This window comes from Specibacter sp. BI4 (assembly GCF_056680095.1).
In genome coordinates this window covers 937,676-964,165 of the sequence record NZ_CM155265.1, presented here as the reverse complement: position 1 = coordinate 964,165, position 26,490 = coordinate 937,676, and the positions used below count along the sequence as shown (strand labels likewise).

Below are 26,490 nucleotides of genomic sequence, written 5' to 3'. Positions count from 1 at the left end.
AGCACCGGGCGGAGGATTCTGCTGCCCGTAAGGTGCCTGGGGATACGGCTGACCGTACTGTGGCTGCCCGGCGGGCGGCCCAGCGGGCGGCCCGTACTGTGGTTGCCCGGCGGGTACCTGCCAGGCGGGCGGCCCGGGTTGGGCGTTGTCGTGACCTTGGTCTGGGTTCTCCCCCACAGGAAGCCTTTCTTTGGGAATGGATCCCGTCCATTGTCTCAGCCGGTTGTCGCCGCGGCAGAAACAGCCCGGTCGAAGTGTTCCAGGGCCAGCTGGGCCAACAACGTTGAGGGCAGCAGCGGTTCGGCCACCACGTCGGCGCCGGCCTTGGCAAGTTCATCGTGAAAATAGCCAGGCGCCAGCAGATAGGAGGCAACCGCCACCCCGGCAGCTCCCCCGGCCCGCAACTGTGCCACCGCATCGGACACCGAGGGCTTCGCGCTGGCCCCATAAGCTGCCACTACCCGCTGCGGTCGGCGCACTGCCAAGTCAGCGGCCAAAACTTCAATCTGTTCGGCCGCCTCCGGCCGGGACGATCCCGCCGCTGCCAGCACAATGCCCCAATCGGCCGGCAGCCCGCCCAGGCGCTCATCCAGCAGCTTGGCCAAACGGGGGTCGGGGCCCAGCGGGGCCGCTGCCTGCGTGCCCGCCCGCGACGCAACGGCCTGGGCGATGTCCACCTGTACATGGAAGCCCACAGTCAGCAGGAGCGGGACCACCACGGCCCGAACACCGGAAGCCAGCGCCGCAACCACATCCGGGAGCGCCGGCGACTGGACATCAACATAGGCCTCCAACACCGCCAGGCCGGGGCGCAACACAGCAATGTCAGCCCGGAGCTGGTTGATGCGTTCCCGACCACGGGCATTGTTGGTGCCGTGGGCGCAGGCAATCATGACAGTTTCGTGCGACATGTTCAGTGTCCTTTCAAGAAGCTCGTGGTTTGACAATTTACGGCACCGGGTGGGCTGGCCATAGGCCATGTTGCGTCAGGAGACATCGCCCGCAGCCACTCTCAGCCGGTGGGCGGCCGCATTGCTGATTCCCACGGCCGAGACAAGGCCGCCCAGCAGAAAAAACACCGCCGTAATGACCATGACGCGCTTGAAGGAGCCATAGTCCAGGACCCCGCCCAGCATGACCCCGGCAAGTGCCACCGCTATCAGCCCGGCAACCCGGGAAACAGCATTGTTGATGGCCGAGCCGATGCCGCTTTGATTCACCGGCACGGCGCCAAGGATGGCTGCCGTCAAGGGCGCCACCGTGATCGAAAGCCCCACGGCAAACACCACCTGGCCGGGCAGGATCTGGAGCCAGAAATTGAACGGAACGGCCACCGACGCCATCAGCAAATAGCCCGCACCTGCCACCATGGGCCCGGCAGCCATGAACAGCCGGGGCCCATATCTTCCCGCCAGCGCCCCGAACGGCCCGGCCAGGAGAAGCGAGATGATGGCCACCGGCAAGGAGGCAAGCCCGGCCTGGGCTGCCGTGAATCCGGCGATTTCCTGCAGAAACAACACCAGCATCAGCTGCCCGAGGGACAGCCCCGCATAAACAAACGTGGTGGCGATGTTGCCGATGCCAAAGTTGCGGATCCGGAACAGCCCAAGGGGCATCATGGGGGCCGGCGCACGCTTCTCCCACCACAGGAACGCCGCCAGCGACGCAAGCCCCACGGCAAACGGCAGGAACACGGCCGGATTTGCCCAGCCCAGCCGGTCCTGCTCGATCAAGGCAAACACAGTTCCGGCAAGTCCGACGGCGGCCAGCACCGCCCCGAGGGAATCGACCCGTTTGGCTGGGCGCACCCGGGCGACGGGCACGGGGGCGGGCACGGTCGCCGTCGTACCTGTCACCGCCGGACCGGGCACCACCGTACCGCGCACAACAGGACCTGGGAGCGCAAGCCCCCGCAGCAGAAGCAGCGTGGCGGCGATGGGCAGGACGTTGATGGCGAAGATGAGCCGCCAGCTCGCGTAGTCCACGAGCAGCCCGCCCACCAGCGGGCCGGCCAGGAATGCCGTGCCGGTCCAGGCGGTCCAGGAGCCGATCGCCTTCCCCTGCGCGGGACCCCTGAATGTGGAGGTGATCAGGGCAAGCGAACTGGGCACCAAAAGCGCGGCTCCGGCACCCTGCACCGCCCGGGACACAATGAGAAAAGGCGCACTCGGAGCCAGCGCGCAGGCCAGTGAGGCAAGGCCAAAGATCAGCAGCCCGGCGCGCAGGATCCGCACACGGCCAAAAGTGTCGGACAGCGAGCCAGCCACCAAGATTAACGAGCCAAGCGCCAGCAGGTACGCGTCCACAACCCACTGCTGCGTCGTGATGCCGCCGCCCAGGTCCCGGGTCATGGCGGGCAGGGCGACATTGACGATGGCGCCGTCAAGAAACGCGACAAAGGAAGCCAGGATGGCCACCCACAGAACACGGCGCGGCAAGCGTTCCATGGCGGCTCAGTTCCTCTTGGCGAACGCCGTGCGCAGTGAGAGCTTGCGGGAATACTCGATGGATCCGTAGCGGAACAGGTGCACGGCCACGCGCAGGGCAATGACCCCAAAGACAAAGAGTTCGGCAATCACGATTGCCGCCGAGACACCGCTGAGCGAGCCGAAAGCGTTGCGCAGCATCGCCGTGATGGGCGCCGTGAACGGGAAAAACGTGAAGATCTGCACTATGACCGACCCCGGGTCGCTGACAACCATCGTCACAATGTAAAACGGGATGAACATCATGATCATCACGGGTGCAAACACCGCGCTGGCATCCTTGGCCGTGGGCATGACGGCGCCGATGCCCACCAGCACCCCCGTGAACAAGATGAAGCCGCCGGTGAACAGCAGCGCCCCCACCAGCATCGGCAGGAACTGGAACTTCAGGTTGGAAAGGTCAAAGTCGGGCATGGCCAGCTGCTCGTGGAAGAACACATAGCCGAGCACCATCGGTGCGGCAAACACCAAGGCCTGCAGCGCACCCACCAGGAACAGTGAAATCACCTTGCCGACCACCAGCGTTGTGGGGTTCAGGGTTGTCAGGATCATCTCGGTGACCCGGTTTTCCTTCTCCTCCAGCGTCGACGCCAGCATCTGGTTGGCGAGCAGGATGATCACCACGTAAAACAACACCAAAAACAGCAGCGGCGGCACCACGGTTTCCAATCCCCCCGACACCTGGCCCGCCTTGAACGTCTGCGATTCGGTGCTGAAATTGCCTTGGACCGCCGCAGTCAGTTCCGCCGAACCAACCTTTTGCTGGGCGGACAGCACCACGAGCTGCTTGGCCACGGCGTCGTACGTGCCGTTCTTGAAGATGCCGTGGTCGGTGCCAAACACCAGGACCGGGTCTTTCGCCAGGCTGGCGGGGAAGCTGAAGTAGGCGTTCAGGCTGCCTTCCTTGACCCGTTCGACGGCGGTGCCCGGCTCCTTCTCCACCGAACCTCCCATGGACTTGGCGATCGCCGGGTCAATCAAGGCTGAGGCATCGGTGTAGCTGAACTCAAGGGTTTGGCTTTTCTGGGCCGCGGTGCGGGACTGCGTGGAAGAACTGCTGGCAAAGACCAAGCCAAAAACGATGCCCAGGAGCACGGGAATCGCCAGCGTGGCGATCCAAAAACGGCGTTTCTTCACCGTCCGGACAAACTCAAATTGCACCACCGTGCCCAGATTGTGCCGGGCCATGTCAGCCCACCCGCCCTGCAGCTGCGGCGGCAGTTTCCTTGGCCGCCTCGCCGTAGACCTGGATGAAGATGTCGTCCAGGCTGCGCTTGGCTGCCGTAAAACCACGCACCACGACACCGGCCAGGACAAGGTCCTTCAACACCTCGGATTCGTCCACGGTCTCTGCCAGTGACAGTTCGGCGTAGTTGGTCTCCTGCAGGGTGATTGCATAGTGCGGCGATGCCGGAATGGCACCGGAATGCTTCAGCCTGATGGTCCTGCCGCCAAATTGGTTTTGCACCTCGTCAATGGTCCCGTACGCCTCGGAGCGGCCGTCCTTGAGGAGGATGATGCGGTCGCAGAGCCGCTCAACCTCCTCCATCTGGTGGGTGACCATCATGACGGTGGCGCCGGCTTCCTTGCGTTCCTCGATAATGTCCATCAGCAGCCGCCGGTTCACCGGGTCAAAGCCCTTGGTCGGCTCATCAAGGATCAACAACTCGGGCTCATTCATGATTGTCACGCCCAATTGGATCTTTTGCTGCTCCCCGCCCGACAGCTTGTCCACGCGCACATCAGCCTTGTCGGCCAGGTCGACCCGGTCCAGATACTGCCGCGAAAAGTTTTGTGCCTCTTGTTTCGAAAGTCCCTTGAGCCGGCCAAAGTACGTCATCACATCCAGCACCGATTCCTTTTTGTACAGCCCTCGCTCCTCAGGCAGGTAGCCGAGCCGGGAACCAAAGTCGTCGCCGAACACTTTCCCGTTGATCTCAAGGGTTCCCGCAGTCGGCCGGTAGATGCCCAGCAGGGCCCTGATCGTCGTCGTCTTTCCACTGCCGTTGCTGCCCAGAAAACCAAAGGTTTCCCCGCGCGCAACATCAAAGGACAGCCCCTCAATGACTTTCTTGGCTCCGAAGTGCATGTGGAAGTCGTGAATGTGGATCAGCGGCTGTGCGACGGTCATCTTGCCAGCGTAGTCACAAACAGCCTCCGTGCGACAGGCATTTTGCCCGCCTTCCGTGCAGGTCTTAGGCTTGGCGCTGACCCCACCTTCCGGCCGCCGACCCACGATTGCCATCCATGACCATTGACCTGCCGCTGCTCCTGGACCTTTTGGGCGTCTTCTTCTTCGCCGTCTCCGGCAGTTTGCTGGCGGCCCGCAAGGGTTTCGATCTGGTGGGCTCGGTGTTCCTGGGCTCCATGGTGGGCCTTGGCGGTGGCATCGTGCGGGACGTGATCCTCGACCAGGGACCTCCGGCCGCGTTCGAGAACCAGCTGTATCTGCTGCCTCCCCTGGCCGCGGCGGCGCTGGTGTATTTCACCGTGCAAAATGTGCAACGCAACGCCCGGCTGCTGCTCATGTTCGATGCCGGCGGGCTGGCCCTGTTTTGCGTCACCGGTTCCGTGAAAGCACTGGATGCGGGAATGAACCCGGTCGCCGCCATCCTGCTGGGTGTCACCACGGCTGTCGGCGGCGGCTTGCTCCGCGACATCTCGGCCAATGAGGTGCCCAAGCTTTTTGACCCCAAGGACCTGTACGCAATTCCTGCCTTCGTCGGCGCCACCCTGGCCACCGGGCTCTGGTCCATGGGATGGCTGAACCTCCCCACCGGAACCTTGGCCGCCGTCGTTGTCTTCCTGCTGCGCCTGCTGAGCCTGCACTATGGCTGGCATGCACCGCTGGCGGCCCGGAGCTGGGCACCGCGGCTGCCGCGTCACGGCTAGAATTGGAGGCACCGCATCATCGCCTTGCACGCCAATTTTCGGAGATTTGAATGTCTGACATGTTCCTAGAGAAGTTCCGCGCCCTGGTCCCCATGTATCTGGAGGGGACGTGGCAGGAAGCCGACGGCATTGCCCTGGCAGACCTTGACGCGGTCTTTGACGAATTGCGGATCACTGTTCCGTTGGCGCTGCGCGAATTCCTGCACGCACTGGGCAATTGCGAAGAACTCATGGAGGCCTACTACTACTTCTGGGACCCCGAAGAACTTGAAATCGAGGATGGTTACCTGTTGTTCCTTGAGGACGAGGACGAGGCCTACACCTGGGGCATGCTTGCCGACCAGGCCGATGTCCCGGATCCCATTGTGTGGCGCCGCAACAACGCCACCGGTGAATGGATCAACGAAGAAGGCACCTTCAGCGAGTTTGTGTTCGACATGCTCGACTGGGTGTTCGGCGACGAGGACTGACCTCCTGCAACTGGACCGGCCGGACTATGGGAATATTCCTCCGGTAGCGGTAGCGTGGGTTCATGGACGCACATGAGCCGTTAAACGCATTGATTCCCAATCCGGCCGAGGTTGCGGGCCTCGTGGAAAAACTGGTCGAGGGCATGTGGCCCCGCTCTGATTTTGACCGCAAGGCCTGGTTCGAGCGCCTGGGGTTTACCTCCGGTGCCTGCTGGGACGACGCCGCCACGGCCCCGACCGTCACGCACTATGCCCTGCGCACACGATTGACAGGTGAACTGTCTTCGTCGTGGACCTCCTACAGCGGCCGCTTCCTTGGCATCAGCCTGCAGCTGTATTCCTCCATGGAAACGGACAACCCCTCCACTCGGCAGGGCTTTGAGGACATCCGCAGCCAGCTCACCACCCTTTACGGGGAAGCTGCCAATCCGTGGCACGACCCGGTGGTCCCGGCCGGTGTGTGGAACGTCAACGGCCGCCGGATCGTGATCCGCTTCTTCAACCTCCAGCACAGCGGCATGCTGCTCAGCGTTGACGACGCCGGCCTGGCCACAGCGTCCGAGGCTGAAGCACGACGCCGGAACGCCCCGTCGCACTGGAACGACAGCGAAGAGCGTGTCAGCCCCTTCAACCTGCCGGGCTGGGGCGCCGGACCGAAGGTTCCGATCGATCCTGCCGTTCATTGAGGATCAGCCTCTCCGTCGACCTGCCGGCAGCTCTCTCTGCGTCCCTGGCGCCTTGACACACCTGAACGCTGCCTTGAGACAAGGGGGCCCGGCCGGAATTTGTTCCAACCCGGCGCGAGAGCACACGAAACGTCGCTAAGGCCGGCCATAGCGACGTTTCGTGTGCTCTCGCGTCGCTGCAGGCGCCCCCTCGGGCTGGTTTCGACGTCGAATTGCCCGCGGCCGCCCATTTTTTGTGTTTTACAGGGATCAAGGCCGCCGTTGTCCACAGATCTGCCCGTTTGTCGCGGTTCCATCCCTGCAGCGGCCCAATTTGCGTCCTACTGGACGTATGAGAAGACCATCGCCGCTGCCACTTCATCTTGCCCAACGCCCCTTCACCTTGGCGCAGGCCCGCCAAGCACGCGTCTCCGTCCGGCGCACCCGGGCCAAGGACCTATGGACCCCGAGTCAGGGCATCAGGGTCCCCCAAAACGCTGACTGCGGGTTGCTTGACAGGTGCCGGCCATACACGGCGGTGACAGAACGCAGCGTGGTCAGCCACATCACGGCGGCGAAGATCCATGGCTTTTATCTGCCATCCCGGTTCAATGCCGTCAATACATTTGACCTATCCACGCCCAAGGGAAGCGCACCGCCCCGGCGGAAGCACGTCACGGGCCACCGCTTGCAGCTCGCGGCGTCCGATGTTGTTGTCACAGGAGGGGTTCCGGTAACGTCCGCCGCACGGACCCTGCTCGACATCGCACCGCTGCTCACCCTTGACGAGCTGGTGGTCATTGGCGACCAGCTCGTCTGTTCCCACCGAAGGTACAACGGGTGGGTCCAGACTGCCATCGTTGACATTGACGCCTTGAATGCCCGCGTTGCCCAAAACGCAGGAGCCCGGGGAATGCGCAAGCTCCGTGCTGCCATGGAGCTGGTCAGGGTCGGGGCCGATTCGCCTCCGGAAACCCGGCTGCGCTTGATCATCCACAGGTCACAGCTGCCGAATTTCGAGCCAAATGTCAAGATCACCGACGCGGCCGGCAACTCACTCGTGGAACCTGATCTGGCCTGCCCCGAATACAAGACGTGTGCGGAATACGACGGTGAGCACCACTTTTCGCCCCAGCAGCAATCCAAGGATCACGACCGGAACTTCATCACCGGGTCCTTGGGGTGGCACCAGGTCGTGATCAACAAGGACGATATGCGATGCGGGGAGCTCATGGTGGTGACAAAAATTGCACGGATGCTTGTGCGGGGCGGGTGGCCGGATCCAGACAACCTGGCCGGCCAGTCCCTTCTGGGAGCGCTCAACACGCGCAAGGACTTCGGCTAGGCCGGCGGCTTCACCCCCACGACACTGACCGCGCGGTCAGTGTCCACCAAACGTCCCCATGGACGCTCAATGCGACGTTTCCTGCGCTCTCGCGGAGACTCCCCGCCGCAACGAGCCGCAAACGGGGGCCTACACGTCGCGGGAGACGACCGCCTCGGCGAAGTTTGCCAGTGCTGTCTTCACAATGCCCTCGGGCATCGGCACCAGGGCGGCGATGGCTGCCTTCGACCATTCACGGGCCACGGCCCACGATTCAGCTGTGACAGGGTGCTCGCGCAGGGCCGTCACGGCCGCGGCCAGTGCTTCGTCGCTGGCCAGGTCGCCGTCGACAAGCTCAAGCACAGCTGCGGCGTCGGCATCTCCGCCGGAAGCGGCATTGCGCAGCAGCAGCACCGGCAGGGTCGGCACGCCTTCGCGCAGGTCGGTGCCCGGGGACTTGCCGGAGACCTGTTTCAAGCCCGTCACGTCAATGACGTCGTCGGCCAGTTGGAAGGCCATCCCGACTTTTTCGCCGTACTCCAGCAAAATCTGCTGAATCCCTTCCTCAACCCCGGCAAAGATCGCCCCGAGCTGCCCCGAAGCGGCAACCAGGGAGCCGGTCTTGTCGGCGATGACAGACAGGTAATGCTCGATCGGGTCTTCGTCTTCGCGCGGACCCACCGTTTCGTGCAGCTGGCCAAGGCACAGGCGCTCAAAGGTGCGGGCTTGAATGCCCAGCGCCTTGGCACCCAGCTCGGACACCAGGATGGAGGCGCGGGCAAAAATGAGGTCCCCGGTCAGGATTGCAACAGTGTTGCCCCAAACTTCGTGGGCCGTGGGGGCGCCGCGGCGGTAGGGCGCGGAATCCATGACGTCGTCGTGGTAGAGCGTGGCAAGGTGCGTCAGTTCAACCACGACGGCGGCCTGCACCACTTCCTTCCGGCCCGGATCCCCCAGGTGGGCGGCAAGGAGCACCAGCAGCGGGCGGATGCGTTTGCCGCCTGCTTCAACCAGGTGGCGGCTGGTGGCGTCGGCCAGCGGGTCCGAATGGGCAATGGCTTCCCGCAGCACTTTCTCCACCCTGGCCAGACCCATGGCGATCGAGGGGCCCAGATCCGGGTCCTCGGCCACGGCTGAAAAACCGGACGGCAGCTGCAGCCCGGTGGCGATCGCCATGGTGCTGGGGTTGGGGTCGTACGATTCAGGGTGCCCTTGACCGGCGTGGGTCCAGCTATGGTTCGCGGAAGTAGTCACTGCTTAACACTAACTATTGGTAGGGATTGTTGCTTGGATGTGCGGGTGCTGTCCTGATTGCTGGTCGCGGGGACCAGCTTTTCCAGTAGATGAATCACTCTATCCTCAAAACCCCGTTCGTCCGCGTCGGTGAGGTTGGCCATCAGCCGCACCACAAAACGCATCAACACCGGCACCGGCATGCCCGTGCGCAGGGCCAGTTTCATGATGCCGGGATTGCCGATCAGGGACGCGAAGACCCGGCCCAGCGTGAAGTGGCTTCCCCACTGTTCGCGGACGAAGCCGCTGTAGCCGGACAGAGCGTGGTTGGCGGCCAGCCGCGAGTTTGTCCCTGCCGCCCTGACAATGAACTCCGCCGCGAACCGTGCAGATTCCATGGCGTAGGAGATGCCCTCGCCGTTGAAGGGACTGACCATCCCGCCGGAGTCCCCGAGGAGCATCAGCCCGTCGGAATAGTGGGGCGTCCTGTTGAAGCCCATGGGCAGTGCGGCGCCGCGGATCGGTCCCACCTGGTTTTCCGGGGTGAAGCCCCACTCCGCCGGCATGGCCGCCGTCCAGTCGCGCAGCACCTTGCGGTAGTCCAGCTTCCCGAATTCCTTGGAGGAATTCAGGATGCCCAGGCCAACATTGGACGTGCCGTCCCCGACGCCGAACACCCAGCCGTAGCCGGGCAGCGTCTTGCCGGGCTGTCCCGACTGGGAGGACGCCGTCAGTTCCAGCCAGCCTTCCATCCACTCGTCGTCATGCCGGGGCGAGGTGAAGTAGGTGCGGTAGGCGACGCCCATGGGCCTGTCGTCGCGCTTTTCATGCCCCAGAGAAACGGCGGTACGGGTGGAGTTCCCGTCGGCGGCAAGCACGACGTCGGCATGGAAGTCAGCGGTTTCGCCCGTCTTCCGCCCGGCCACGTCCAATACCGACGCCCTGGCACCGACGACAGTTCCGGCGTCGTCCGTCAAGGCGGTTGTGACGGAGTGGCCCTCAAGGATCACGGCGCCGGCAGCCCTGGCATGGGCGGCGAGCGACTCGTCGAAGCCCAGCCGGGTGCGGATCAGGCCGTAGCTGGGAAAGTTGCTCAGTTCCGGCCAAGGCACCTCGATTTGGCGGCCGCCGGCGATCAGGCGCAGGCCCTTGTTGCGGCGCCAGCCTTCGGCGGGGTCGTGCGGCAGGCCCATGAGCTGCATTTCACGCACGGCCCGCGGGGTGAGTCCGTCGCCGCAGACCTTTTCCCGCGGGAAGCGGGTCTTTTCCAGCACGGTGACCTCGATCCCGGCGGTGGCCAGGTGGTAGGCGGCCGTGGATCCGGCGGGGCCGGCACCTACGATCAGTACCTTCACGGTGGGTGGGGTTCCTTTATTTGGTGGCGGCAGGGGCGGGGGCCGCCACCTGCATGGGCTTGACGGCCCGGTGCACCGCAACGATGCCGCCGGACAAATTCCTGTAGGCGACGCTTTCCCAACCGGCTTCTGCCAGCCAGGTCGAGAGCTTGTCCTGGTTGGGCCACACCCGGATGGACTCTGCCAGGTAAACGTAGGCGTCCGGGTTGGAGGCCACCTTTTTGGCGATCGGCGGCAGCGCCCGCATCAAGTATTCGGAGTAGACGGTGCGGAACGGGGCAAAGGTGGGGTGGGAGAACTCGGCCACGACCAGCTTGCCGCCCGGTTTGGTCACGCGCAGCATCTCGCGCAGCGCCTTCTTCGGGTCCATGACGTTGCGCAGCCCAAAGGAAATGGTGGCGGCGTCAAAGGAGTTCTCGGCGAAGGGCAGGTTGGTGGCATCCCCGGCGATGAAGTCAATGTCGGGGCGCCGGCGCTTGCCAACCTTCAACATGCCAACCGAGAAGTCGCAGGCAACCACCGACACGCCGGCGTCGGCAAACGGTTCGCTGGAAGTGCCCGTGCCTGCGGCCAGGTCCAATACCCGTTGGCCGGGCACGGCGCCCACGGCGTCCACCACGATGCGGCGCCACCGGCGCGTCTGGCCCATGGACAAAATATCGTTGACGATGTCGTATTTTGGCGCCACGTCGTCAAACATGGCGGCCATTTCTTCCGGACGCTTCTCCAAGGATGCACGGTTCACCCCCTTAGTGTCTCAAACTTTGCCCAGCTTCGCGCATTGGCCTGCACCGCTTGTGGGCCATCACACCGCCGCTGCACCTCCGTTGGGTGCCCGGGCGAGTAATCTGGACTCATCATGACTGCTTCCTTGGGCACCCCTTCGCTGCGCACACTCACCCTGGCCCTGGATCCAGCCACGCTGGCGGGCCTTGGCGTGACAGGTCCCGCCGGCCTGTTGGGCGCGGCTTCCGACGAGGGCCCGCTGTGCTGGCTGCGCCGCGGCGAGGGCCTGCTGGGCTTTGGCGAGATCGCCACCTTCACGGGCTCCGGCCCCGGCCGTTTTTCCGACGCCGAACAGTGGTGGAAGGAGCTGCTGGCCCCCGCCCACGTCGACGATTCCGTGCGCATGCCGGGCACCGGCGCCATGGCCTTCGGCTCCTTTTCCTTCTCAAAAAGGAGCGCGTTCGACTCTGTCTTGATCGTCCCCGAGCTCGTGGTCGGCTTTGTTGACGGAACCGCCTGGCTCACCCAGCTGAGCCTCGACGGCACGGTTCCCACCCCGGAGTCTGCCGTGGCGCTCCTGCGCGCAGCGGCCGCCGGGTCTGCCTCAGCGGAAAGTTCGACGCCGGGCCCCGCCTCCGCGGGCACCGTGCGTTCCGGGGCTCTCACCGAAGCGGAATGGATGGAATCCGTGCGCGCCGGAGTGCAGGCCATCGCCCGCGGCGGGCTGGAAAAGGTGGTTTTGGCGCGGGATGTCGTGGCAACGCTGGCAGAGCCCGTGCAGAGGGTTTCAATTCTGCAACGATTGGTGCGCCTTTACGACGAATGCTGGACCTACGGCGTGCGTGGCCTGGTGGGTGCGACACCCGAAATTTTGATCAAGGTTGACGGCTCCACAGCGCAGGCACGGGTGCTGGCAGGGACACTTGACCGCGAGGACGAACCCGCCGGTTCCACCGGCTTCGCCGACACCGTTTTGGGCGGCTCCGCCAAGCAGCGGCAGGAGCATGACTTTGCCGTTCGGTCCCTGACCCGGCAGCTGGCACCGTTCGCCACCGACCTCTCATTCCCGGCCGAGCCCTTCATTTTGGAGCTCCCCAATGTTTGGCACCTGGCTTCCGACGTCAAGGCTGAGCTGGCCAGCTCCAACGGCCACCTGCCCACCTCGCTGGCCTTGGTTGAGGCCCTGCACCCCACGGCCGCGGTCTGCGGGACACCGCGTGAAGATGCCGGGCAGCTCATTTTGGAACTGGAGAAGATGGACCGGGGGCCCTACGCCGGGCCTGTCGGCTGGCTCGACGGGGCGGGCAACGGCGAGTGGGGCATCGCCCTCCGCGGGGCCATGCTGGAAGGGGACCGCAACGTGCGCCTGTACGCCGGCGCGGGCATTGTGGAGGCGTCCGATCCGGCGGCGGAGCTTGCCGAAACGTGGGCGAAATTCAGGCCCATGCTGCAGGCCCTGGGTCTGCCCAACCATCCATAACCCAGCCTCCCGTGTCCGGAGTTTCAGACACCGGCGGTCCTGTGCGCCTTGCATGCGGCGACTTTAGGTTGTTCAATGGTGAAACATTGTTCACCGTGATGCAAATCACCCAGCGCTAGACTATATTCCATCTATGCAGTGCTCCAAGTACGCAGTGCTTCAAGAAACAAAGGGACAACAATGCAAATCTCAACCAAGCTGACAGTACGCATGGCCGCCATTGCGGCCGTCGCAGCATTGGCACTGACAGGATGCACAACAGCATCTCAGGATGGCGGCACGGAAGGCAGCGGAGGAGCATCGCAGCCTGCCGCGTTTGATCCCACCACCGTGGCCAAGGACGACGCCCTGATCGCGTTGCTGCCCGCCTCCGTGAAGGACAAGGCCACCCTCACAGTGGGCTCCGACACGTCCTACGAGCCGGCCGAGTTCCTGGACAAGGACGGCCAGACGCCCATCGGCTACGACGTGGACATCGCCAAGGCGATCGCGGCCACCCTGGGCAAGAAGGCCGAGGTCCAGACAGCGGATTTCTCCTCGATCCTGCCCAAGCTGGGAACCGTCTACGACCTGGGCCTTTCATCCTTCACCATCACTCCCGAGCGTTCGGAGGCAGTGAACTTTGTCAGCTACTTCAACGCCGGCGTCATGTGGGCTGTGCAGAAGGGCAACCCCAAGGCCATCAGCATGGATGACCTGTGCGGGAAGAAGATTGGTGTGCAGACCGGCACCGTCGAGGAAGATCCCGATGTGAAGGACCGTTCCGCCAAGTGTGTTGCCGACGGCAAGCCGGCCATCGAGATCGTGTCGCTGAAAAACCAGACAGACGTCACCACGCGTCTGGTCGGCGGCACCATTGACGCCATGAGTGCCGACACCCCCATCATCAACAACGCCTTGGCCAAGACCAACGGCCAGTTGGAAACCCTGGGCGAAGCCTACGACTCCGCCGAGCAGGGCATCGCCATCGCCAAGTCCGACACCGAGTTTGCCGGAGTGGTTGAAAAGGTCATGAACAAGCTCATCGAAGACGGCAGCTACACCAAGATCCTCACCACCTGGAACAACCAGGACGGCGCCTTGAAGGCAGCCGTGCTGAACCCGGCGGCGGGCTAGCCGTTGAGCCGCATCAAGTCACGCCGGCCCTCCACCCGCCCGGGTGCCGACGTGGAACTGATTGACGCAGTTCCCGTCCGGCATCCGTGGCGGTGGGTCGGTGCCGCCGTCATCCTTCTGGCGGTCATCCTGGTCATCCAGTCGATGACCACGAACGAGAAGTTTTACTGGGGAACCTTTAGAACGTATCTCTTTGACGTCCTGGTAATCCAGGGTGTGGGCTGGACGCTCATCCTGACAGTTACAGCCATGGTCATCGCTATCGTGTTGGCGATCCTGTTGGCCTTCATGCGCCAGTCGGACAACCCATTGTTCAGGTATGTGTCCTGGGTCTGGGTCTGGTTCTTCCGTGGCACACCCATTTATACGCAGCTCCTGTTTTGGGGTTCCGTCGGAGCCTTGTATCCCAAGATCATTGTTGGTGTGCCTTTTGGGCCGGAATTGTTCTCCTGGGACACGGCCACAGTCATCAATGCCACAGTTGCCGCGATCGTCGGCCTGGGCCTGAACGAATCGGCCTACCTGGCCGAGATCTTCCGGGCAGGGCTGAAGTCCGTGGACAACGGGCAGATGGAAGCGGCCGAGGCGCTCGGCATGCGCAGGTCAAAGGTCATGTGGCGGATCATCCTGCCCCAGGCCATGCGGGTCATCATCCCGCCGACGGGCAACGAGACGATCGGCATGCTCAAGACCACCTCGCTGGTGTTGGCCGTCCCGTTCACCCTCGACCTGACATTTGTGACCAACGCGCTGGCAAGCCGCACCTTCCTGCCCATCCCCCTGCTCATGGTTGCCGCGTTCTGGTACCTGTTGATCACCTCGGTGCTGATGGTGGGCCAGTACTATGTTGAGCGGCATTTTGGCAAGGGTGTTGACAACGTCATGAAGGCTCCTGTCAAGGCGACCGCGGCAGCTGCTGCGGCCCATGCCAACCCTCCCCGCACCGACGGAACCACTGAAGGCGGGACACCATGACCGACACCACCTCATCAACAAAGCAGGCTCCCGCCGGCGTAAAACCGCTGGTGGAGATTCAGGGCGTCCATAAATTCTTTGGCGACCACCACGTGCTCCAGGGCATCAACATGACAGTGCAGCCGGGTGAGGTGTCGGTGATCATCGGCCCCTCGGGTTCGGGGAAATCCACGCTCCTGCGCTGCATCAACCTTCTGGAAACCATCAGTGCGGGGCGCATCTACGTCCACGACGAGCTGATTGGCTACAAGGAGGTCAACGGCAAGCTGCACGACCTGAACACCAAGGCGATCGCGGGCCAGCGCCGGGAAATCGGAATGGTGTTCCAGCGTTTCAACTTGTTCCCGCACAAAACTGCCCTGCAAAACGTGATCGAGGCGCCCACCCAGGTGAAACGCCAGTCCAAGGCGGCAGCCCGGCTGAAGGCCCATGAGCTGCTGGAAATGGTGGGCTTGTCGGACCGCGCCAACTTCTACCCGGCACAGCTTTCCGGCGGGCAGCAGCAGCGTGTTGCCATTGCCCGGGCACTGGCCATGGAACCGGAGCTGATGCTCTTTGACGAGCCCACATCGGCACTGGATCCAGAGCTTGTGGGCGATGTCCTCGAGGTCATGAAGAACCTGGCCAAGTCGGGCATGACAATGATTGTGGTGACCCACGAGATTGGCTTTGCCCGCGAGGTCGGTGACACCCTGACCTTCATGGATGCCGGCGTGGTCGTGGAAAGCGGCAATCCGCGGGACATCATCGCCAACCCGCAGCATGACCGGACCAAGGAGTTCCTCAGCCGCGTCCTCTAATTCCACGCGGCCCCAGCAGCCCGCAGCAGTCGTTGAGAATTGCCGAATCACCACCGGCGTCCGGCCACCGCTGCGGGCTGCATTGCTGTGTGTGTCCCGCTCCCCGCCGAGGCGCTCAGTTGCGCCCCAGTGCGGACGCGATGCGGGCGTGGAGTTCCCGCAGGCCCCCGCGGCTCGCCGAGACCTCCACGATGCAGCATCCCTGGACAGGTGCGGCGAGCGCGGCGTCGAGCTCGGCCGGGGTGCGCACCAGCGTGTGGCCCCAGCCGTAGGCTTCCGCCAAGGCACCCAGCTGCACCGTGTGTGGTGTGCCAAAGAAGCGTTCGACGGCGGAGGCGTAGTTGGGTGCCTGCGCCAGGGTTCCGTGCTCCAGGACTGAGAAGATGCCCCCGCCGGCATCGTTGAGCACGATGGCCTGCAAGCTGGGCATCTGCTCGGTGGGGCCGATGTTGAGGGCGCCGGCATCGTGCAGGAAGGTCAGGTCTCCCAGCAGCACCCGGGTGGCCCGGCCCGTGGCCAGTGCCACGCCGGCTGCCGTGGCGACGGTGCCGTCGATGCCGGCCAGGCCGCGGTTGGCGTACACCGTGACATTGTTTTCAGCCGTGGGCCGGCCCGCCAATTCAACGTCGCGGACGGGGTTGGAGGAGCCAAGCATGAGATTGCTGCCCGGGTCCCGCTGTGCCCTGGCCCAGATCGCGCGCGCCACCTGCGGTCCCGTCAGCTCGCCGGCGTCGGCGGTCGTTGCGGCGCCGGCTGCCGTTGCGGCCAGGACGGCATCGAGCGCGGTTTCGGCCCTGTCGGCTGCGTCCTGCCACGCCCGCAGCCAACCGTCGGGGCCGTGCCCGGCGAAGCCGAGCAGTTGGTCCCATTGGGTCAAAACCAATTCGGTGCGACGCCCGGCCTCAAACCAGGGAACGGGCCGCGGCAGGAACAACGCCCGTTCCAGCTCCGTCCGGGCCAGCAGCCGGCTGATCTGCCGCGACAGCGTTGGCCGGCCAAAGAGCACCACCCGCTCGATCGGGTGCGGGCTGTCGGGCCCGAACTGTTCCAGCAGCAGCCGGTAGGGGCCAATGGCGTTGGGCCCGAACCGGGCGTTGGATGACGGCTCCGCCAGCAGCGGCAAACCCAGCATGCGGGCAAAGTGTTCAGCCTCCGGGCCGGCCCCGTGCCCGGCAACGACGACCGTCCGGTGGCTCGTCGACGGCAGGGCTTCCGGGCCCGCCGCAACGGCTCCGGCCACAATGCTGCCAGCCGGTCCGGCACCACCCTCAGCGGGAGCGGCAGCAAGGGGGTCGATAACCGGGAGCAGCCGTTCCCATTCGGAACCGTCAAGGGCAGGCGTCAGCGGGTCGCGGAAGGCCAGGTTCACCTGCACCGGTCCTGCGGGGATGTCCTGCAGCCGGCCGCGGGCAGCACTCAGCGCCGTGGAGACCGCACTGGAGGGGTCAACTCCGGCCGGCACATCCGTGGCAAAACGCACGTGGTCGCCAAAGAGGTCCAGCTGCTGCGTCGACTGGTTTGCACCCGTGCCGCGCAACTCCTCGGGCCGGTCCGCGGAAAGCACCACCAAGGGAGTTCCTGCGTGGTTGGCCTCCATCACTGCCGGCAGGAGGTTGCCGACGGCGGTTCCGGACGTCGTCACAACCGCCACGGCGGCACGGGCGCCAAGGGCCAGGCCCAGGGCCGTGAACCCGGCCACCCGCTCATCTGTGCGGACGTGGATTTTGAGCCTGCCGTCGGCTTCAGCTTCGGCCAGGGCATAGACAAGGGGGGCGCTGCGGGAGCCCGGGGCCACCACAACCTGGCCAACCCCTGCCCGTTCCAGGGCATCGACAACGAAACGGGCGGCATCCATCGAGCTAAGTAAAGTCACAGCCCCAACTCTAGCCACCAGTGCTGACGGCCGTGAGTGGGGGACACTGGCGCTTACAAGAGGGCGTGGCAGCGGCGCAGGCGTTCCAGCCACCAGTCGCGCCGTTCCGCGGTGGCCGCAAACCGGGCCAGCAGTTCCGGGTCGGCCACGACGTCGCGCACTGCCATGCCGCCAACTGCAGCCACCAGGCTGGGCGAGGCCACGTCCGCGGCCATCAACGACACGGTGCCCAGTCCGCAGGCATAAGGCAGCTCCGGCAGGGCGGCGGCGAGCGCCAGGCCGGTGCCGATCCCCACCGACGAGTCGAGTGCCGAGCTCACCACGGCTGGCAGTCCCGCTTCAGCCACAATCTCCAAGGCGCGCCGCACGCCTCCCAGCGGCGCCGCCTTGACGACGATGAGGTCTGCCGCCCCCGCCCGGGCCACCGCCAGCGGGTCGGTTGCCTTGCGGACGCTTTCGTCCGCCGCAATCAACACCGTGCCGTTGAGGGCACTGCGCACAGCGGCCATCTCGGCAATCGTGGCGACTGGCTGTTCGGCGTATTCAAGCCCAAAAACCGACAGCATGCGCAGCGCTGTCACTGCCTGCCCCACCGACCAGCCGCCATTGGCATCAACACGGATCTTGGCCTCGGGCAGCAGGTGCCGCACGGCCCCCACCCTGGCCGCATCCTCCGACAGCGACTGCCCGGCCTCGGCCACCTTGACCTTCACTGTGTGCAGGCCGTCAAAGGCGGACAGCACCTCGGGCACCTGGTCGGCGGAAACCGCCGGAAGCGTTGCGTTGACGGGAATCCAGTTGCGCACCGGTTCGGGGTGCCCCAGCCAGCCGGCCTCCACAGCCGACGCCAGCCACCTGGCCGACTCTTCGTCGTCGTACTCAAGAAAGGGACCAAACTCACCCCACCCGGCAGGACCGTCAAACACCATCACCTCACGGGTTTCCACCCCCCTGAATTTCACCCGCATGGGCAGCGAAACTACATGGGCGGCGGCAACAAGCTGGTCCAGCGGCGGGAGTGAAAACATGTCTTCACTGTAGCCCCAGGGCCGGCCGCCCCGGCGTCAGCAAGCTCCCATGAATCTGTGGGAACCTAGAGGCGATGAATAACCATGCCGCCGCCCACCGCTCAGGCCCGCACCGCCGTGCTGCTGCGCGCCCTGCCGCCTGGCCGTTTGTGCTGGCGGCGTTGATCAGCCTGGCCGGGATGGCTGCCAGCTTCAGGTTTTTCATCAAAACCACCGCTGGCCAATACATGGACGAGTCGGCACTGGTTGAGGCCGCCGTAGCCGGCAGGCGCATTGGCTTACAGGCTTCCCAGGTGCTTGACCTGCTTCCGGCCACGTCCGTGGTCATCGCCGTGCTCGTGATTTTGTTCGTCACACTCGCCCGCCGCCGGTGGAAAGCGGCCGGTTTTGCCATTGTTGCCATGGCCGCCGCGAACCTGTCCACGCAGCTGATCAAGGCCGGGCTGCCCGACCGTCCCGACCTTGGCGTCAACACGCTGGCATTGAATTCGCTGCCGTCGGGCCACAGTACGATGGCTGCCAGCGCCGCGGCCGCCGTGTTCCTTGTCGTTTCGCCGCGGTGGCGCCCTGCCGCGGCGTTTGTTGGCGGCAGCTACGCCGTCGTTGCCGGGATTTCCACGCTGATCAACCAGTGGCACCGGCCCTCCGACGTCCTGGCCGCCTTCTTTGTTGTGGCGTTTTGGACCGCCCTGGCCGCGCTCGTTGTCATGCGGACGGGGCCGGACTGGAATGTGTGGCTGGGCGCGGACGAGCACTGGGCCTCCTCGCGCTGGTGGCCGGGACTGGCCGCGCTGTTCGCCCTGATTGCCGGCGTGGCGGCGGCCTTGATCCTCCGCTCGGTCTCCGGGACCAGCACCACCAGCTATTTTTTGCTCGGGGTCGGCCAGATTGTCGTTGTCGGTTACGGGCTGACGGTGGCCGGCACACTGTTGTTGACCCTGCCGGTCCGACAGCGTTCCCGGAGTCGTTCCCGGCGTTAGCCCTGTGCCCCGCCCGGGTGCGGCTCGTCCTTGAGTGCAGCGGCCAGGGGTTTCCAAAAGTAGGAAAAGTCTTCGTCGGGACCTGTCAGGAGGCGCTGGGTGAACAGCACCGCAATCAGGTCCCGTGACGGGTCCACATAGGCGGTGGTCCCGGAACCGCCGCTCCAGCCGTAGCGGCCGGGGGCACTCCACGGCTCCCTCGCCCCGGTTTGCTGCTCGGCCGTTTCCGGATGGGCCGTTTCCACGGACACCTGCCAGCCCCAGGAAGCGCCGGGTTCCACCATGCCGGCCAGGCCCGCCTTCTGGTCGGCGGTCAGCTGGTCCTTCGTCATTTCGGCGCGCAGTTCGGCGGGGAGCAGGGTGTCGTCGGCCAGGGCCGCCAGGAATGCCAGATAGTCGGGAACGCTGGACACCAGGCCTCCGCCGAACGATTCAAACGGCGGCTGCTGCGAAAATTGTCCGTCGGGTTCATCAAAAACGGCAAGTCCCGCCGTCGTTGGTTGATAGGCGGTGGGCAGTTCGCGGGGGTCGCCGAAAAAGCCGGTGGCGTCCATGCCGAGGGGGCCTGTGATGCGTTCGCGCAGGATTTGGTGCAGCGGGGCCTGGCCGGTCCGGGCCAGCAGCACGGAGAGGATGTCGCTGCCCACGTGGTAGCTCCACCTGGTGCCGGGCTGGTGGGCAAGCGGCAGTGCGCCGATGCGGGACATGTACTCGTCGGCCGTCATGGTGTGCCGGCGGGCTCCGGTAAGCAGGCCGGCGGCGTCCATGGCCCGTGCCAGCGGGGTGTCGTCAAAGGTGACCCCCATGCCGTGGGTGAGGGTCAGCAGCTGCCGGACGGTGATTTCATGCTCAGCCGGGACGGTGCTCTCCAGCGGGGCGTCAGGGCTGGTGAGCACGCGGGGGTAGGCAAGCTCGGGCAGCCACACATCGGCAGGGTCATCCGGTGCCAGGCTGCCGTCGGCAATCATTGACACGGCCAGCGCCCCCGCGACAAGCTTCCCCAGCGAGGCGATCCGAAATGGTGTGTCCGCGCGCATCGGCGCGTCCAGCCCCAGCGTGCGCACACCTGTGGCGAATATTTCAGTGGTCCCGCGGTGCCTGATGCCGGCCACCAGTCCTGGCGCCCAGCCCGAGGCCGTCTTTTCCTCGAGGGCACGCCATACCGGTTCAAATTGTGCGCTCATGATCCCATGATTCGCGGCCGCGCCCCGGACGTCAACAAATTTCTTTCGGCTGCGCTCAGCGCTCGATCGGTTTGTGGCGGGGCACCGAATGTCCCAGCACGGCAGCGGCCGCCAGCCCCAACAGGCCGGTGGCGGCGATGCCGAAGGACAAGGTCACCACCGCCGTCAGGCCGGCAAGGATGGCGGGCCCGCCGGAACCGCCAATGTCCGAGATGAAGCGCCACATGCCCAGAAACTGGGCCCGCCCATGGCGCGGTGCATAGTCGGCGCCCAGGGTCATGATCAGCCCGGACCCGATGCCGTTGCCAAAACCGATCAGCAGGGCCACCAGCAACAGCGACACGGCCCCTGTTGTGAGCGGCATCAGCAGCAGGGAAACGCCCATCAACACCATCGACGGGACGGCAACCCAGGTGCGCCCCTTCCTGTCCATGACCTTCCCGGCCGGATAAAAGACCAACATGTCAATGGCCCCGGACATTCCGTAGATGAGCGAGGTGGCGGCCGGGCTCAAGCCAAGGTTGTCGGCCCACAGGGGCACCACGACCTGCCTGGCGGACCGCACTGCGCTGACAAACAAGATCCCGATCCCCACACTAAGGAAAATACTCTTGTGTGCGGCCATCAGGGAGCGCAGGGTGGGTGCAGGCCCCAAGACCTTGGTGCCATGGTCGCTGACAAGGTCCGGCAGCCAAAGGGCCAGCGCCCCGGCGGCGGCCATGGCAGCGGCGGCCACCCAGTAGGCTCCGACGAGCCCCACCAGGTGAATCACCAGTGCACCAATGAACGGTCCGGCAAACAAGCCGATCCTGCCGACACCGCCCAGCGTCGACATGGCGCGTGCCCGCAGGAACGGCGGAACGGCCTCGGTGAGATAACTTTGGCGGGCCAGGTTGAACACGGCCGAGGCCGCACCAATGAGGAATATCCCTGCCGCAAAGAGCCAGAGTTCGGTGGCAAAAACGCACAGCATGAGGGCTGTCAGGCTCAGGGCCGCCGCCCCGACCATGCCGATCCGCTCACCAAATTTGGCGGTGATCATTGAGGCGGGAATGTTGCTGACCAGCGAACCAATGCCGATCAGGGCCACCACCAGGGCCGCCCCGGCCAGGGACGAACCCATGTCGCGGGCACTCAGTGGAATGACGGGCAGAATCGCCCCTTCACCGATGCCAAACAACAATGACGGCCCAAACGCCGGGATGGCAATGGACCACAGGCTAAAGTCGCCGGGTTTCGAGTTTTTGCTCACTGGCTCCACTGTAGACCCGGGCACCTTCAGCCGGAATCCGGGTGTCGGAATCCGGGTGCCCGGGCTACGCTGGGGCCATGACCCCCACAACTGTGAACTCATCGTCCAAGGCCACCGAATTCCTCCGCCTCCACCAAGCCCCGGAAGTCCTGCAGCTGGCCAATGTGTGGGATGTGGTCAGCGCCAAGGTCATTGCCGACCTCCCCGGCACCCGGGCCCTGGCAACGGCCGGACACTCGATCGCCGCGTCCCACGGCTACGAGGACGGCGAACATATCCCCCTGGCCACCATGCTCGAGGCCGTGGGCCGCATCGCTGCAGCCACTGAGCTGCCCGTCACTGCGGACCTGGACCGTGGCTATGGAAATCCGGGCGAAACAGTCCGCAGGGCCGTTGCGGCCGGCGTGGTGGGCGCCAACATCGAAGACCAGATGATTCCGCTGCCCGAGGCCGTGGCCCGCATGAAGCAGGCCGCAGACGCCGGGGCTGCCGAGGGCATTGACTTCGTCTTGAACGCCCGCACCGACGCGTTCCTCCTCGGCGCGGACAAGGACCCCGCCGAGGTGCTTGCGGCCGCCATCGAGCGGGGCCGGGCCTTTTTGGATGTGGGCGCCTCCTGCGTCTTTGTCCCCGGCAAGCTCGACGAACCCACAGTGCAGGCACTCGTGGCCGGCATCGGGCATGGAAAGGTGAGCGTCATCAACGTGCCGGGTTCACTCACGCCGGCCAAGCTGCAGGAGCTGGGCGTCGCCAGGATCTCCTACGGCCCGTGGATGCAGCGCGTCGCCCTCACCGCCCTGGCCGACGCCGCCACCGCACTGATGGACAACGGCGCCCTGCCGGAAGGCACCCGGCCCTTGAACTGATCCCCGGTGCGGGTGTACCGCCTTAACCTGCGACGATTGACCCATGACGTCCTCCTCCGCTGCCCATCCTGTTGTCGACCAATCTGCCATCGCGGCACAGGAGGCGCCCGCGGTCAACGGGCTGATCTTCACAGTGGCAGGCCTCGGGGCACTGTTCTCGGGGCTGCTGTTGTTCCTGGGCTCCGGCAACCCCGCCGCCATCAGCACGCCCGTGTTCGTTTTGGCACCGCTGATTCCGGCCATCTGTGCCGTGCTGCTCTGGCTGCCGCTGTCCCTTACACGCAGGACTGTTGCGAGCCAATCCTCCGCAAGCCGGATGGAGGCACGCCGGCAGACCGTCTCGGCGGCTGGGGTCATGGTCATTCTGGGCGCCATCTTCTTCTTTGTCGAGTGGTCGGCACGCTTTGAACTGAGCCTGTACTTTTCCATCATGCTTTTTGCCTGGGGAAGCCGGCTGAAGCACACGCCGCTGAAATGGGCGGCCCTGCCTTACCTCGCCGTCGCGGTTGCCCTGCGCGTCCTTGAATTCCCTGGCGAGGCGCTGCTCCTTTTCATTCTCGGCGCCCTGACAGTTGCGTGGCCGTTCCTTGCCCGCGGCCGCGCCGCAGAAGCCGCCGGCACGCCGGCTGAGCCCGCAGAGCCCGCGGGACAGGCAGCGGTTTAGGAAAACGCCGGGGAGTCCGCAGGGACCAGGAACTTCACTGCCCGGGGCACGATTTCCACCACCGCCGGCAGCGCTGCCACCTTCTCGCCGTCGGCGTAGAGGTTCAACGGCTTGCTGGCACTGATCACCACAGTGCTCCCCCGCGTGAAGCTGACGTTCGACTGCCGCAGGTGGCCGCCCCGGTAGGAGCGCAGAAATGTGGCCGCCACCCCGAGAATTGTGGCCCGGCCCAGGGAGACCACGTCGAGCAGGCCGTCGTCCGCCTTGGCCTGCGGGCAGATCCGCAGCCCTCCGCCGTATTGGCCCACATTGCCGACGGCGACAAGCCAGCCCGGGAAGCTTGTCTCCCTGCCATCCACACCCACTGTCAACGTCACGTTCTTCCATTCCAGGAAGGCCTTGATCCCGCCATACAGGTACACGAACGGTCCCAGGTTCAGGCGCGCCTTGTTGCCGTATTCGTTGGCCAGGCCGTCATAACCGGCGTTGGCCACACCCAGGTAGGGCCGCCCGTTGGCGATCCCCAGGTCGAGTCTGCGCACCGTCAGCCGGTCGAGGCTTCGGACCGCCTTGACCGGGTCAAGTGCCAGCCCCAGCCGCCGCACCGTGTCGTTGCCCCTGCCCCCGGCCAGGGGAAGCACGACGGCGCCCGACTCCCGTGCCCCTGCGGCGGCGGCCCCAAGGAAACCGTCCCCGCCCAGGACAGCCACGAGGCTGCCCGGTGCGGCCGCGCGCGCCTGTGCCGTGGCGTCCGCCAAACCGGCCGTGACCGAAACTTCGAGGGAAAAACCCGCCTCCCGCAAGGCCTGGGCCGTCCGCGGAAGCAGCCGCAGGCCGCGCCCGCGGCCCGACGTCGGGTTGACCAGAAGCAGGGCGCTTCCGCCCGCCACGACGCTCACCTGCCTGCTCCTTCACCAGCGGCCAGCGATGCTGCGAGCGCCAGAATTTCCGCGGCCGGCCCCCGGGCCTTCCTCGCGTCGGCGGGTACGAACCCCAGCCGGGTGCGCCGTTCCAGCAGGTCTTCCACACTGGCGGCCCCTTCCGCCTGCACCGCGAACAGCAGTTCCGCGCCGGTGATGTCCGTCCCGTCAAACAAGGGCTCAGCAAGGTGCGGGAGCTGCCGTCCGAGCGCCTGCACGGCGGCAGCCTCGGTGCCGTATTTCGCCACCAGCCGTGCCGGGGCGGCAACGGCGCCGAGCTGCTGCACGGATCCGGCGCCCACGAGCGGCAGCGTCTTGGTGCGGCAGGGCGCCCCGGTGCCGAGCCGGGAAGTGACGGCGTCAACCGCGTCCTGGGCCATGCGCCGGTAGGTGGTCATTTTCCCGCCGACCACCGTGATGGGTGCACCCGGGACGTCCCGGACCAGGTGCCGCCGGGAAATGTCGGCCGTGCCCCCGGTGTCCGCAGCGCCGTGGCCCTTTGCAACTTCCACCAGCGGCCGCAGCCCGGCAAAGGTGCCCACAACGTCATCGCGAGCCAGCGGCACGGCCAAGGTGGTGTTGACAATGTCAAGGAGGAAGTCGACGTCGTGCTCCGGAACCCGGGGATGGTGCCCGTCGGCCGTGTGGTCTTCCTCGTCGGTGAGCCCGATGTAGGCGACGCCGCCGGGCTGGGGCAGGACGAAAACGTACCGCCCAAAGTGACCCGGCACCGCGACGGTGTGGGCTGCGTGGGGATTGCCCAGCCGCTCCGCCCGGACCACCAGGTGCGTGCCGCGGCTGGGTTTCACGCTCAGCTGCGGTTCGAAATCGGCGCTCCACACCCCCGTGGCATTCACCACGCTGCGGGCCTGGACGCGCACCGGCGCACCCGTCCTGGTGTCAACGGCGTCGACGCTCCCGGCGGTCAATGCCGCAACCTTCACGTCCCGCAAAATGTGCGCACCCAGGCCCGCGGCTGTCCGGGCGACGCCGAGAACCAGCCGGGCGTCGTCGGCCAGCTGCCCGTCCCAGTAGAGATAGCCGCGGCGCAGCGCCTTCCCGTCCAGCGCCGGCACCAAGGCGCCCACCGCGTGGCGGGAGAGCAGCTGGGGGCGCGGCAGCACCGTGCTGCCCAGCCCGGAGAGCCTGCGCAACACGTCGTAAATGACGACGCCGGCCCCGGCCGCCAGACCTTCCCAGACGGGTGCGCTGCGGGCGTCAGGGATGACAAAGGCGAGCGGGTGGACCAGGTGCGGGGCGATCCGGCTCATCAGCCAGCGCCGCTCCACTGCCGATTCCCAGGCGACGGGGAAGTCCATTTTTGCCAGGTACCGCAGCCCTCCGTGGATGAGCTTGGAGCTGTAGCCGCTGGTTCCGGAGGCGAGGTCGCTGCTCTCCAGAAGCGCAACGCTCAGGCCCCGGCTCGCCGCATCCAGGGCCACCCCCGCCCCGGTGATGCCCCCGCCCACCACGGCCACATCCACGGTGTGGCCTGCCACGTGGTCCAGCGAACGCCGGCGCGTTCCGTCATTGATCCAGCTCGGGTTGGCCTGGTTGGCTGTGGCGTCCATGGTCATGTCCCTTTCGGCTCCTCAACAACGCCGCCGGTTGCCGCGGGTGTGAGGTAGCGTTCCAGCATTTTCACCAGTTCCGCCAGCGCGCCGTCGAAGGCGCCCATCTTCAGGAGCACCCGCGAGGACAGGGCAACGCCCTGGACCGCGAGCAGCAGCGTGACTGCGGTGCCCGCCGCCGGCTCAATGCTGCCGTCGTCGGCACCGGTGTCGAGCAGTGCCTGCAGCTGCTCGAGAATGAGCTGCTGGCTCGCCCCGAACCTGTCAGTGACATAGGGGATCAGGAATTCCGGGTCGCGCTCGGCGATCGAGGCCAGCAGCTCCGATGTCGCAAACACCCGCACGCTTTCCACGGCGAAGTGCACCAGCTGCTCGCGTCCGGAGCCGGCGGGCGCGCCCGTCCGCACAGCGCCGGTGTAGCTGCGGAACTCCTCTGTCAGGGCCGCCAGCACGGCGTTCTCCACAGATCCCATGCGGCGATAAAACGTCATGCGGGAAATGCCTGCCCGTTCGGCAATGTCATTGGCCGTGGTGCGCCTGACGCCGTGGAGCACCACCGAGTCCCGGATGGCGGTGAGGAGCTTCCCATCAACCTGCACGCTGGTACGTTGTGACCTCATGTGTCACACT

25 protein-coding genes are annotated in these 26,490 nt (G+C 65.6%); 11 read left to right on the top strand and 14 right to left on the bottom strand.

What is annotated here, in order from left to right:
- Positions 1–215 precede the first annotated feature (215 nt).
- The 4 genes from AC1L6K_RS04525 to AC1L6K_RS04510 all read right to left on the bottom strand — a co-directional run bounded on the left by AC1L6K_RS04525 (position 216) and on the right by AC1L6K_RS04510 (position 4,617).
- A complete protein-coding gene (locus AC1L6K_RS04525; RefSeq protein WP_480951533.1) occupies positions 216–911 on the bottom strand; it encodes a sirohydrochlorin chelatase in 696 nt (231 codons plus the stop codon).
- Between the two features lie 75 nt (positions 912–986).
- Positions 987–2,447 carry an MFS transporter gene (locus AC1L6K_RS04520; RefSeq protein ID WP_480951532.1) on the bottom strand — a complete coding sequence of 487 codons (1,461 nt, stop codon included), beginning with the start codon at positions 2,445–2,447 and terminating at the stop codon, positions 987–989.
- Positions 2,448–2,453: 6 nt separating this feature from the next.
- Positions 2,454–3,674 (bottom strand): ABC transporter permease, encoded by a 1,221-nt coding sequence (locus AC1L6K_RS04515; RefSeq protein ID WP_480951531.1) that lies wholly within the window; start codon positions 3,672–3,674, stop codon positions 2,454–2,456.
- 1 nt (position 3,675) lies between these two features.
- Entirely contained in the window at positions 3,676–4,617 is a 942-nt protein-coding gene (locus tag AC1L6K_RS04510) for an ABC transporter ATP-binding protein (RefSeq protein ID WP_480951530.1), read from the bottom strand.
- A gap of 116 nt (positions 4,618–4,733) precedes the next feature.
- Here AC1L6K_RS04510 and AC1L6K_RS04505 point away from each other — a divergent pair, with 116 nt between their 5' ends.
- The 4 genes from AC1L6K_RS04505 to AC1L6K_RS04490 all read left to right on the top strand — a co-directional run bounded on the left by AC1L6K_RS04505 (position 4,734) and on the right by AC1L6K_RS04490 (position 7,858).
- Positions 4,734–5,378 carry a trimeric intracellular cation channel family protein gene (locus tag AC1L6K_RS04505; protein ID WP_480951529.1) on the top strand — a complete coding sequence of 215 codons (645 nt, stop codon included), beginning with the start codon at positions 4,734–4,736 and terminating at the stop codon, positions 5,376–5,378.
- Positions 5,379–5,428: 50 nt separating this feature from the next.
- Complete coding sequence (locus tag AC1L6K_RS04500; protein WP_480951528.1) at positions 5,429–5,848, top strand: hypothetical protein; 420 nt, start codon at positions 5,429–5,431, stop codon at positions 5,846–5,848.
- 62 nt (positions 5,849–5,910) lie between these two features.
- Positions 5,911–6,534 carry a hypothetical protein gene (locus AC1L6K_RS04495; RefSeq protein ID WP_480951527.1) on the top strand — a complete coding sequence of 208 codons (624 nt, stop codon included), beginning with the start codon at positions 5,911–5,913 and terminating at the stop codon, positions 6,532–6,534.
- A gap of 331 nt (positions 6,535–6,865) precedes the next feature.
- Positions 6,866–7,858 carry an endonuclease domain-containing protein gene (locus AC1L6K_RS04490; protein WP_480951526.1) on the top strand — a complete coding sequence of 331 codons (993 nt, stop codon included), beginning with the start codon at positions 6,866–6,868 and terminating at the stop codon, positions 7,856–7,858.
- A gap of 129 nt (positions 7,859–7,987) precedes the next feature.
- On the opposite strand, the gene AC1L6K_RS04485 is transcribed toward AC1L6K_RS04490, so the two are convergent.
- The 3 genes from AC1L6K_RS04485 to AC1L6K_RS04475 are packed head-to-tail and all read right to left on the bottom strand — an operon-like array spanning position 7,988 to position 11,170.
- Positions 7,988–9,091, bottom strand: a complete 1,104-nt coding sequence (locus AC1L6K_RS04485; RefSeq protein ID WP_480951525.1) for a polyprenyl synthetase family protein — start codon at positions 9,089–9,091, stop codon at positions 7,988–7,990.
- On the bottom strand, positions 9,088–10,425 hold the full coding sequence (locus tag AC1L6K_RS04480; RefSeq protein ID WP_480951524.1) for a geranylgeranyl reductase family protein: 1,338 nt from the start codon (positions 10,423–10,425) through the stop codon (positions 9,088–9,090). The genes AC1L6K_RS04485 and AC1L6K_RS04480 overlap by 4 nt, the downstream gene beginning before the upstream one ends.
- 16 nt (positions 10,426–10,441) lie before the next feature.
- Positions 10,442–11,170 carry a demethylmenaquinone methyltransferase gene (locus tag AC1L6K_RS04475; RefSeq protein WP_480951523.1) on the bottom strand — a complete coding sequence of 243 codons (729 nt, stop codon included), beginning with the start codon at positions 11,168–11,170 and terminating at the stop codon, positions 10,442–10,444.
- A gap of 114 nt (positions 11,171–11,284) precedes the next feature.
- On the opposite strand from AC1L6K_RS04475, the gene AC1L6K_RS04470 reads away from it, so the two are divergent.
- The 4 genes from AC1L6K_RS04470 to AC1L6K_RS04455 all read left to right on the top strand — a co-directional run bounded on the left by AC1L6K_RS04470 (position 11,285) and on the right by AC1L6K_RS04455 (position 15,522).
- On the top strand, positions 11,285–12,631 hold the full coding sequence (locus AC1L6K_RS04470; protein ID WP_480951522.1) for an isochorismate synthase: 1,347 nt from the start codon (positions 11,285–11,287) through the stop codon (positions 12,629–12,631).
- 180 nt (positions 12,632–12,811) lie between these two features.
- Positions 12,812–13,747, top strand: coding sequence for an ABC transporter substrate-binding protein (locus tag AC1L6K_RS04465; RefSeq protein ID WP_480951521.1), 936 nt, complete (start codon positions 12,812–12,814; stop codon positions 13,745–13,747).
- A 51-nt stretch (positions 13,748–13,798) separates the two neighbouring features.
- Complete coding sequence (locus AC1L6K_RS04460; protein ID WP_480951520.1) at positions 13,799–14,722, top strand: amino acid ABC transporter permease; 924 nt, start codon at positions 13,799–13,801, stop codon at positions 14,720–14,722.
- The gene (locus AC1L6K_RS04455) at positions 14,719–15,522 is read left to right on the top strand and encodes an amino acid ABC transporter ATP-binding protein (protein ID WP_480951519.1); all 804 of its coding nucleotides are present in this window, start codon (positions 14,719–14,721) and stop codon (positions 15,520–15,522) included. Before AC1L6K_RS04460 ends, AC1L6K_RS04455 begins: the two co-directional genes overlap by 4 nt.
- Before the next feature lie 115 nt (positions 15,523–15,637).
- Here the strand turns inward: AC1L6K_RS04455 and menD are convergent, their stop codons facing one another.
- Both menD and AC1L6K_RS04445 read right to left on the bottom strand, forming a co-directional pair.
- The gene (menD, locus tag AC1L6K_RS04450; protein WP_480952697.1) at positions 15,638–17,377 is read right to left on the bottom strand and encodes a 2-succinyl-5-enolpyruvyl-6-hydroxy-3-cyclohexene-1-carboxylic-acid synthase; all 1,740 of its coding nucleotides are present in this window, start codon (positions 17,375–17,377) and stop codon (positions 15,638–15,640) included.
- Between the two features lie 71 nt (positions 17,378–17,448).
- Positions 17,449–18,423, bottom strand: a complete 975-nt coding sequence (locus tag AC1L6K_RS04445) for an o-succinylbenzoate synthase (protein WP_480951518.1) — start codon at positions 18,421–18,423, stop codon at positions 17,449–17,451.
- 74 nt (positions 18,424–18,497) lie between these two features.
- On the opposite strand from AC1L6K_RS04445, the gene AC1L6K_RS04440 reads away from it, so the two are divergent.
- Positions 18,498–19,403 carry a phosphatase PAP2 family protein gene (locus tag AC1L6K_RS04440; RefSeq protein WP_480951517.1) on the top strand — a complete coding sequence of 302 codons (906 nt, stop codon included), beginning with the start codon at positions 18,498–18,500 and terminating at the stop codon, positions 19,401–19,403.
- Here the strand turns inward: AC1L6K_RS04440 and AC1L6K_RS04435 are convergent.
- Positions 19,400–20,587, bottom strand: coding sequence for a serine hydrolase domain-containing protein (locus AC1L6K_RS04435; RefSeq protein ID WP_480951516.1), 1,188 nt, complete (start codon positions 20,585–20,587; stop codon positions 19,400–19,402). The genes AC1L6K_RS04440 and AC1L6K_RS04435 overlap by 4 nt on opposite strands.
- A gap of 55 nt (positions 20,588–20,642) precedes the next feature.
- On the bottom strand, positions 20,643–21,839 hold the full coding sequence (locus AC1L6K_RS04430) for an MFS transporter (protein WP_480951515.1): 1,197 nt from the start codon (positions 21,837–21,839) through the stop codon (positions 20,643–20,645).
- 77 nt (positions 21,840–21,916) lie between these two features.
- Between AC1L6K_RS04430 and AC1L6K_RS04425 the strand changes: the two genes are divergently transcribed.
- Together AC1L6K_RS04425 and AC1L6K_RS04420 are read left to right on the top strand one after the other, a co-directional pair.
- Positions 21,917–22,705, top strand: coding sequence for an isocitrate lyase/PEP mutase family protein (locus AC1L6K_RS04425; RefSeq protein ID WP_480951514.1), 789 nt, complete (start codon positions 21,917–21,919; stop codon positions 22,703–22,705).
- A gap of 43 nt (positions 22,706–22,748) precedes the next feature.
- A complete protein-coding gene (locus AC1L6K_RS04420; RefSeq protein ID WP_480951513.1) occupies positions 22,749–23,369 on the top strand; it encodes a hypothetical protein in 621 nt (206 codons plus the stop codon).
- Here the strand turns inward: AC1L6K_RS04420 and AC1L6K_RS04415 are convergent.
- From AC1L6K_RS04415 to AC1L6K_RS04405, 3 genes are read right to left on the bottom strand one after another with little or no spacing between them, the layout of a single operon-like run.
- Entirely contained in the window at positions 23,366–24,268 is a 903-nt protein-coding gene (locus AC1L6K_RS04415; RefSeq protein ID WP_480951512.1) for a diacylglycerol/lipid kinase family protein, read from the bottom strand. The genes AC1L6K_RS04420 and AC1L6K_RS04415 overlap by 4 nt on opposite strands.
- Positions 24,265–25,866 carry a glycerol-3-phosphate dehydrogenase/oxidase gene (locus AC1L6K_RS04410; RefSeq protein ID WP_480951511.1) on the bottom strand — a complete coding sequence of 534 codons (1,602 nt, stop codon included), beginning with the start codon at positions 25,864–25,866 and terminating at the stop codon, positions 24,265–24,267. Before AC1L6K_RS04410 ends, AC1L6K_RS04415 begins: the two co-directional genes overlap by 4 nt.
- A complete protein-coding gene (locus tag AC1L6K_RS04405) occupies positions 25,863–26,480 on the bottom strand; it encodes a TetR/AcrR family transcriptional regulator (RefSeq protein ID WP_480951510.1) in 618 nt (205 codons plus the stop codon). The genes AC1L6K_RS04410 and AC1L6K_RS04405 overlap by 4 nt, the downstream gene beginning before the upstream one ends.
- Positions 26,481–26,490: the final 10 nt, after the last annotated feature.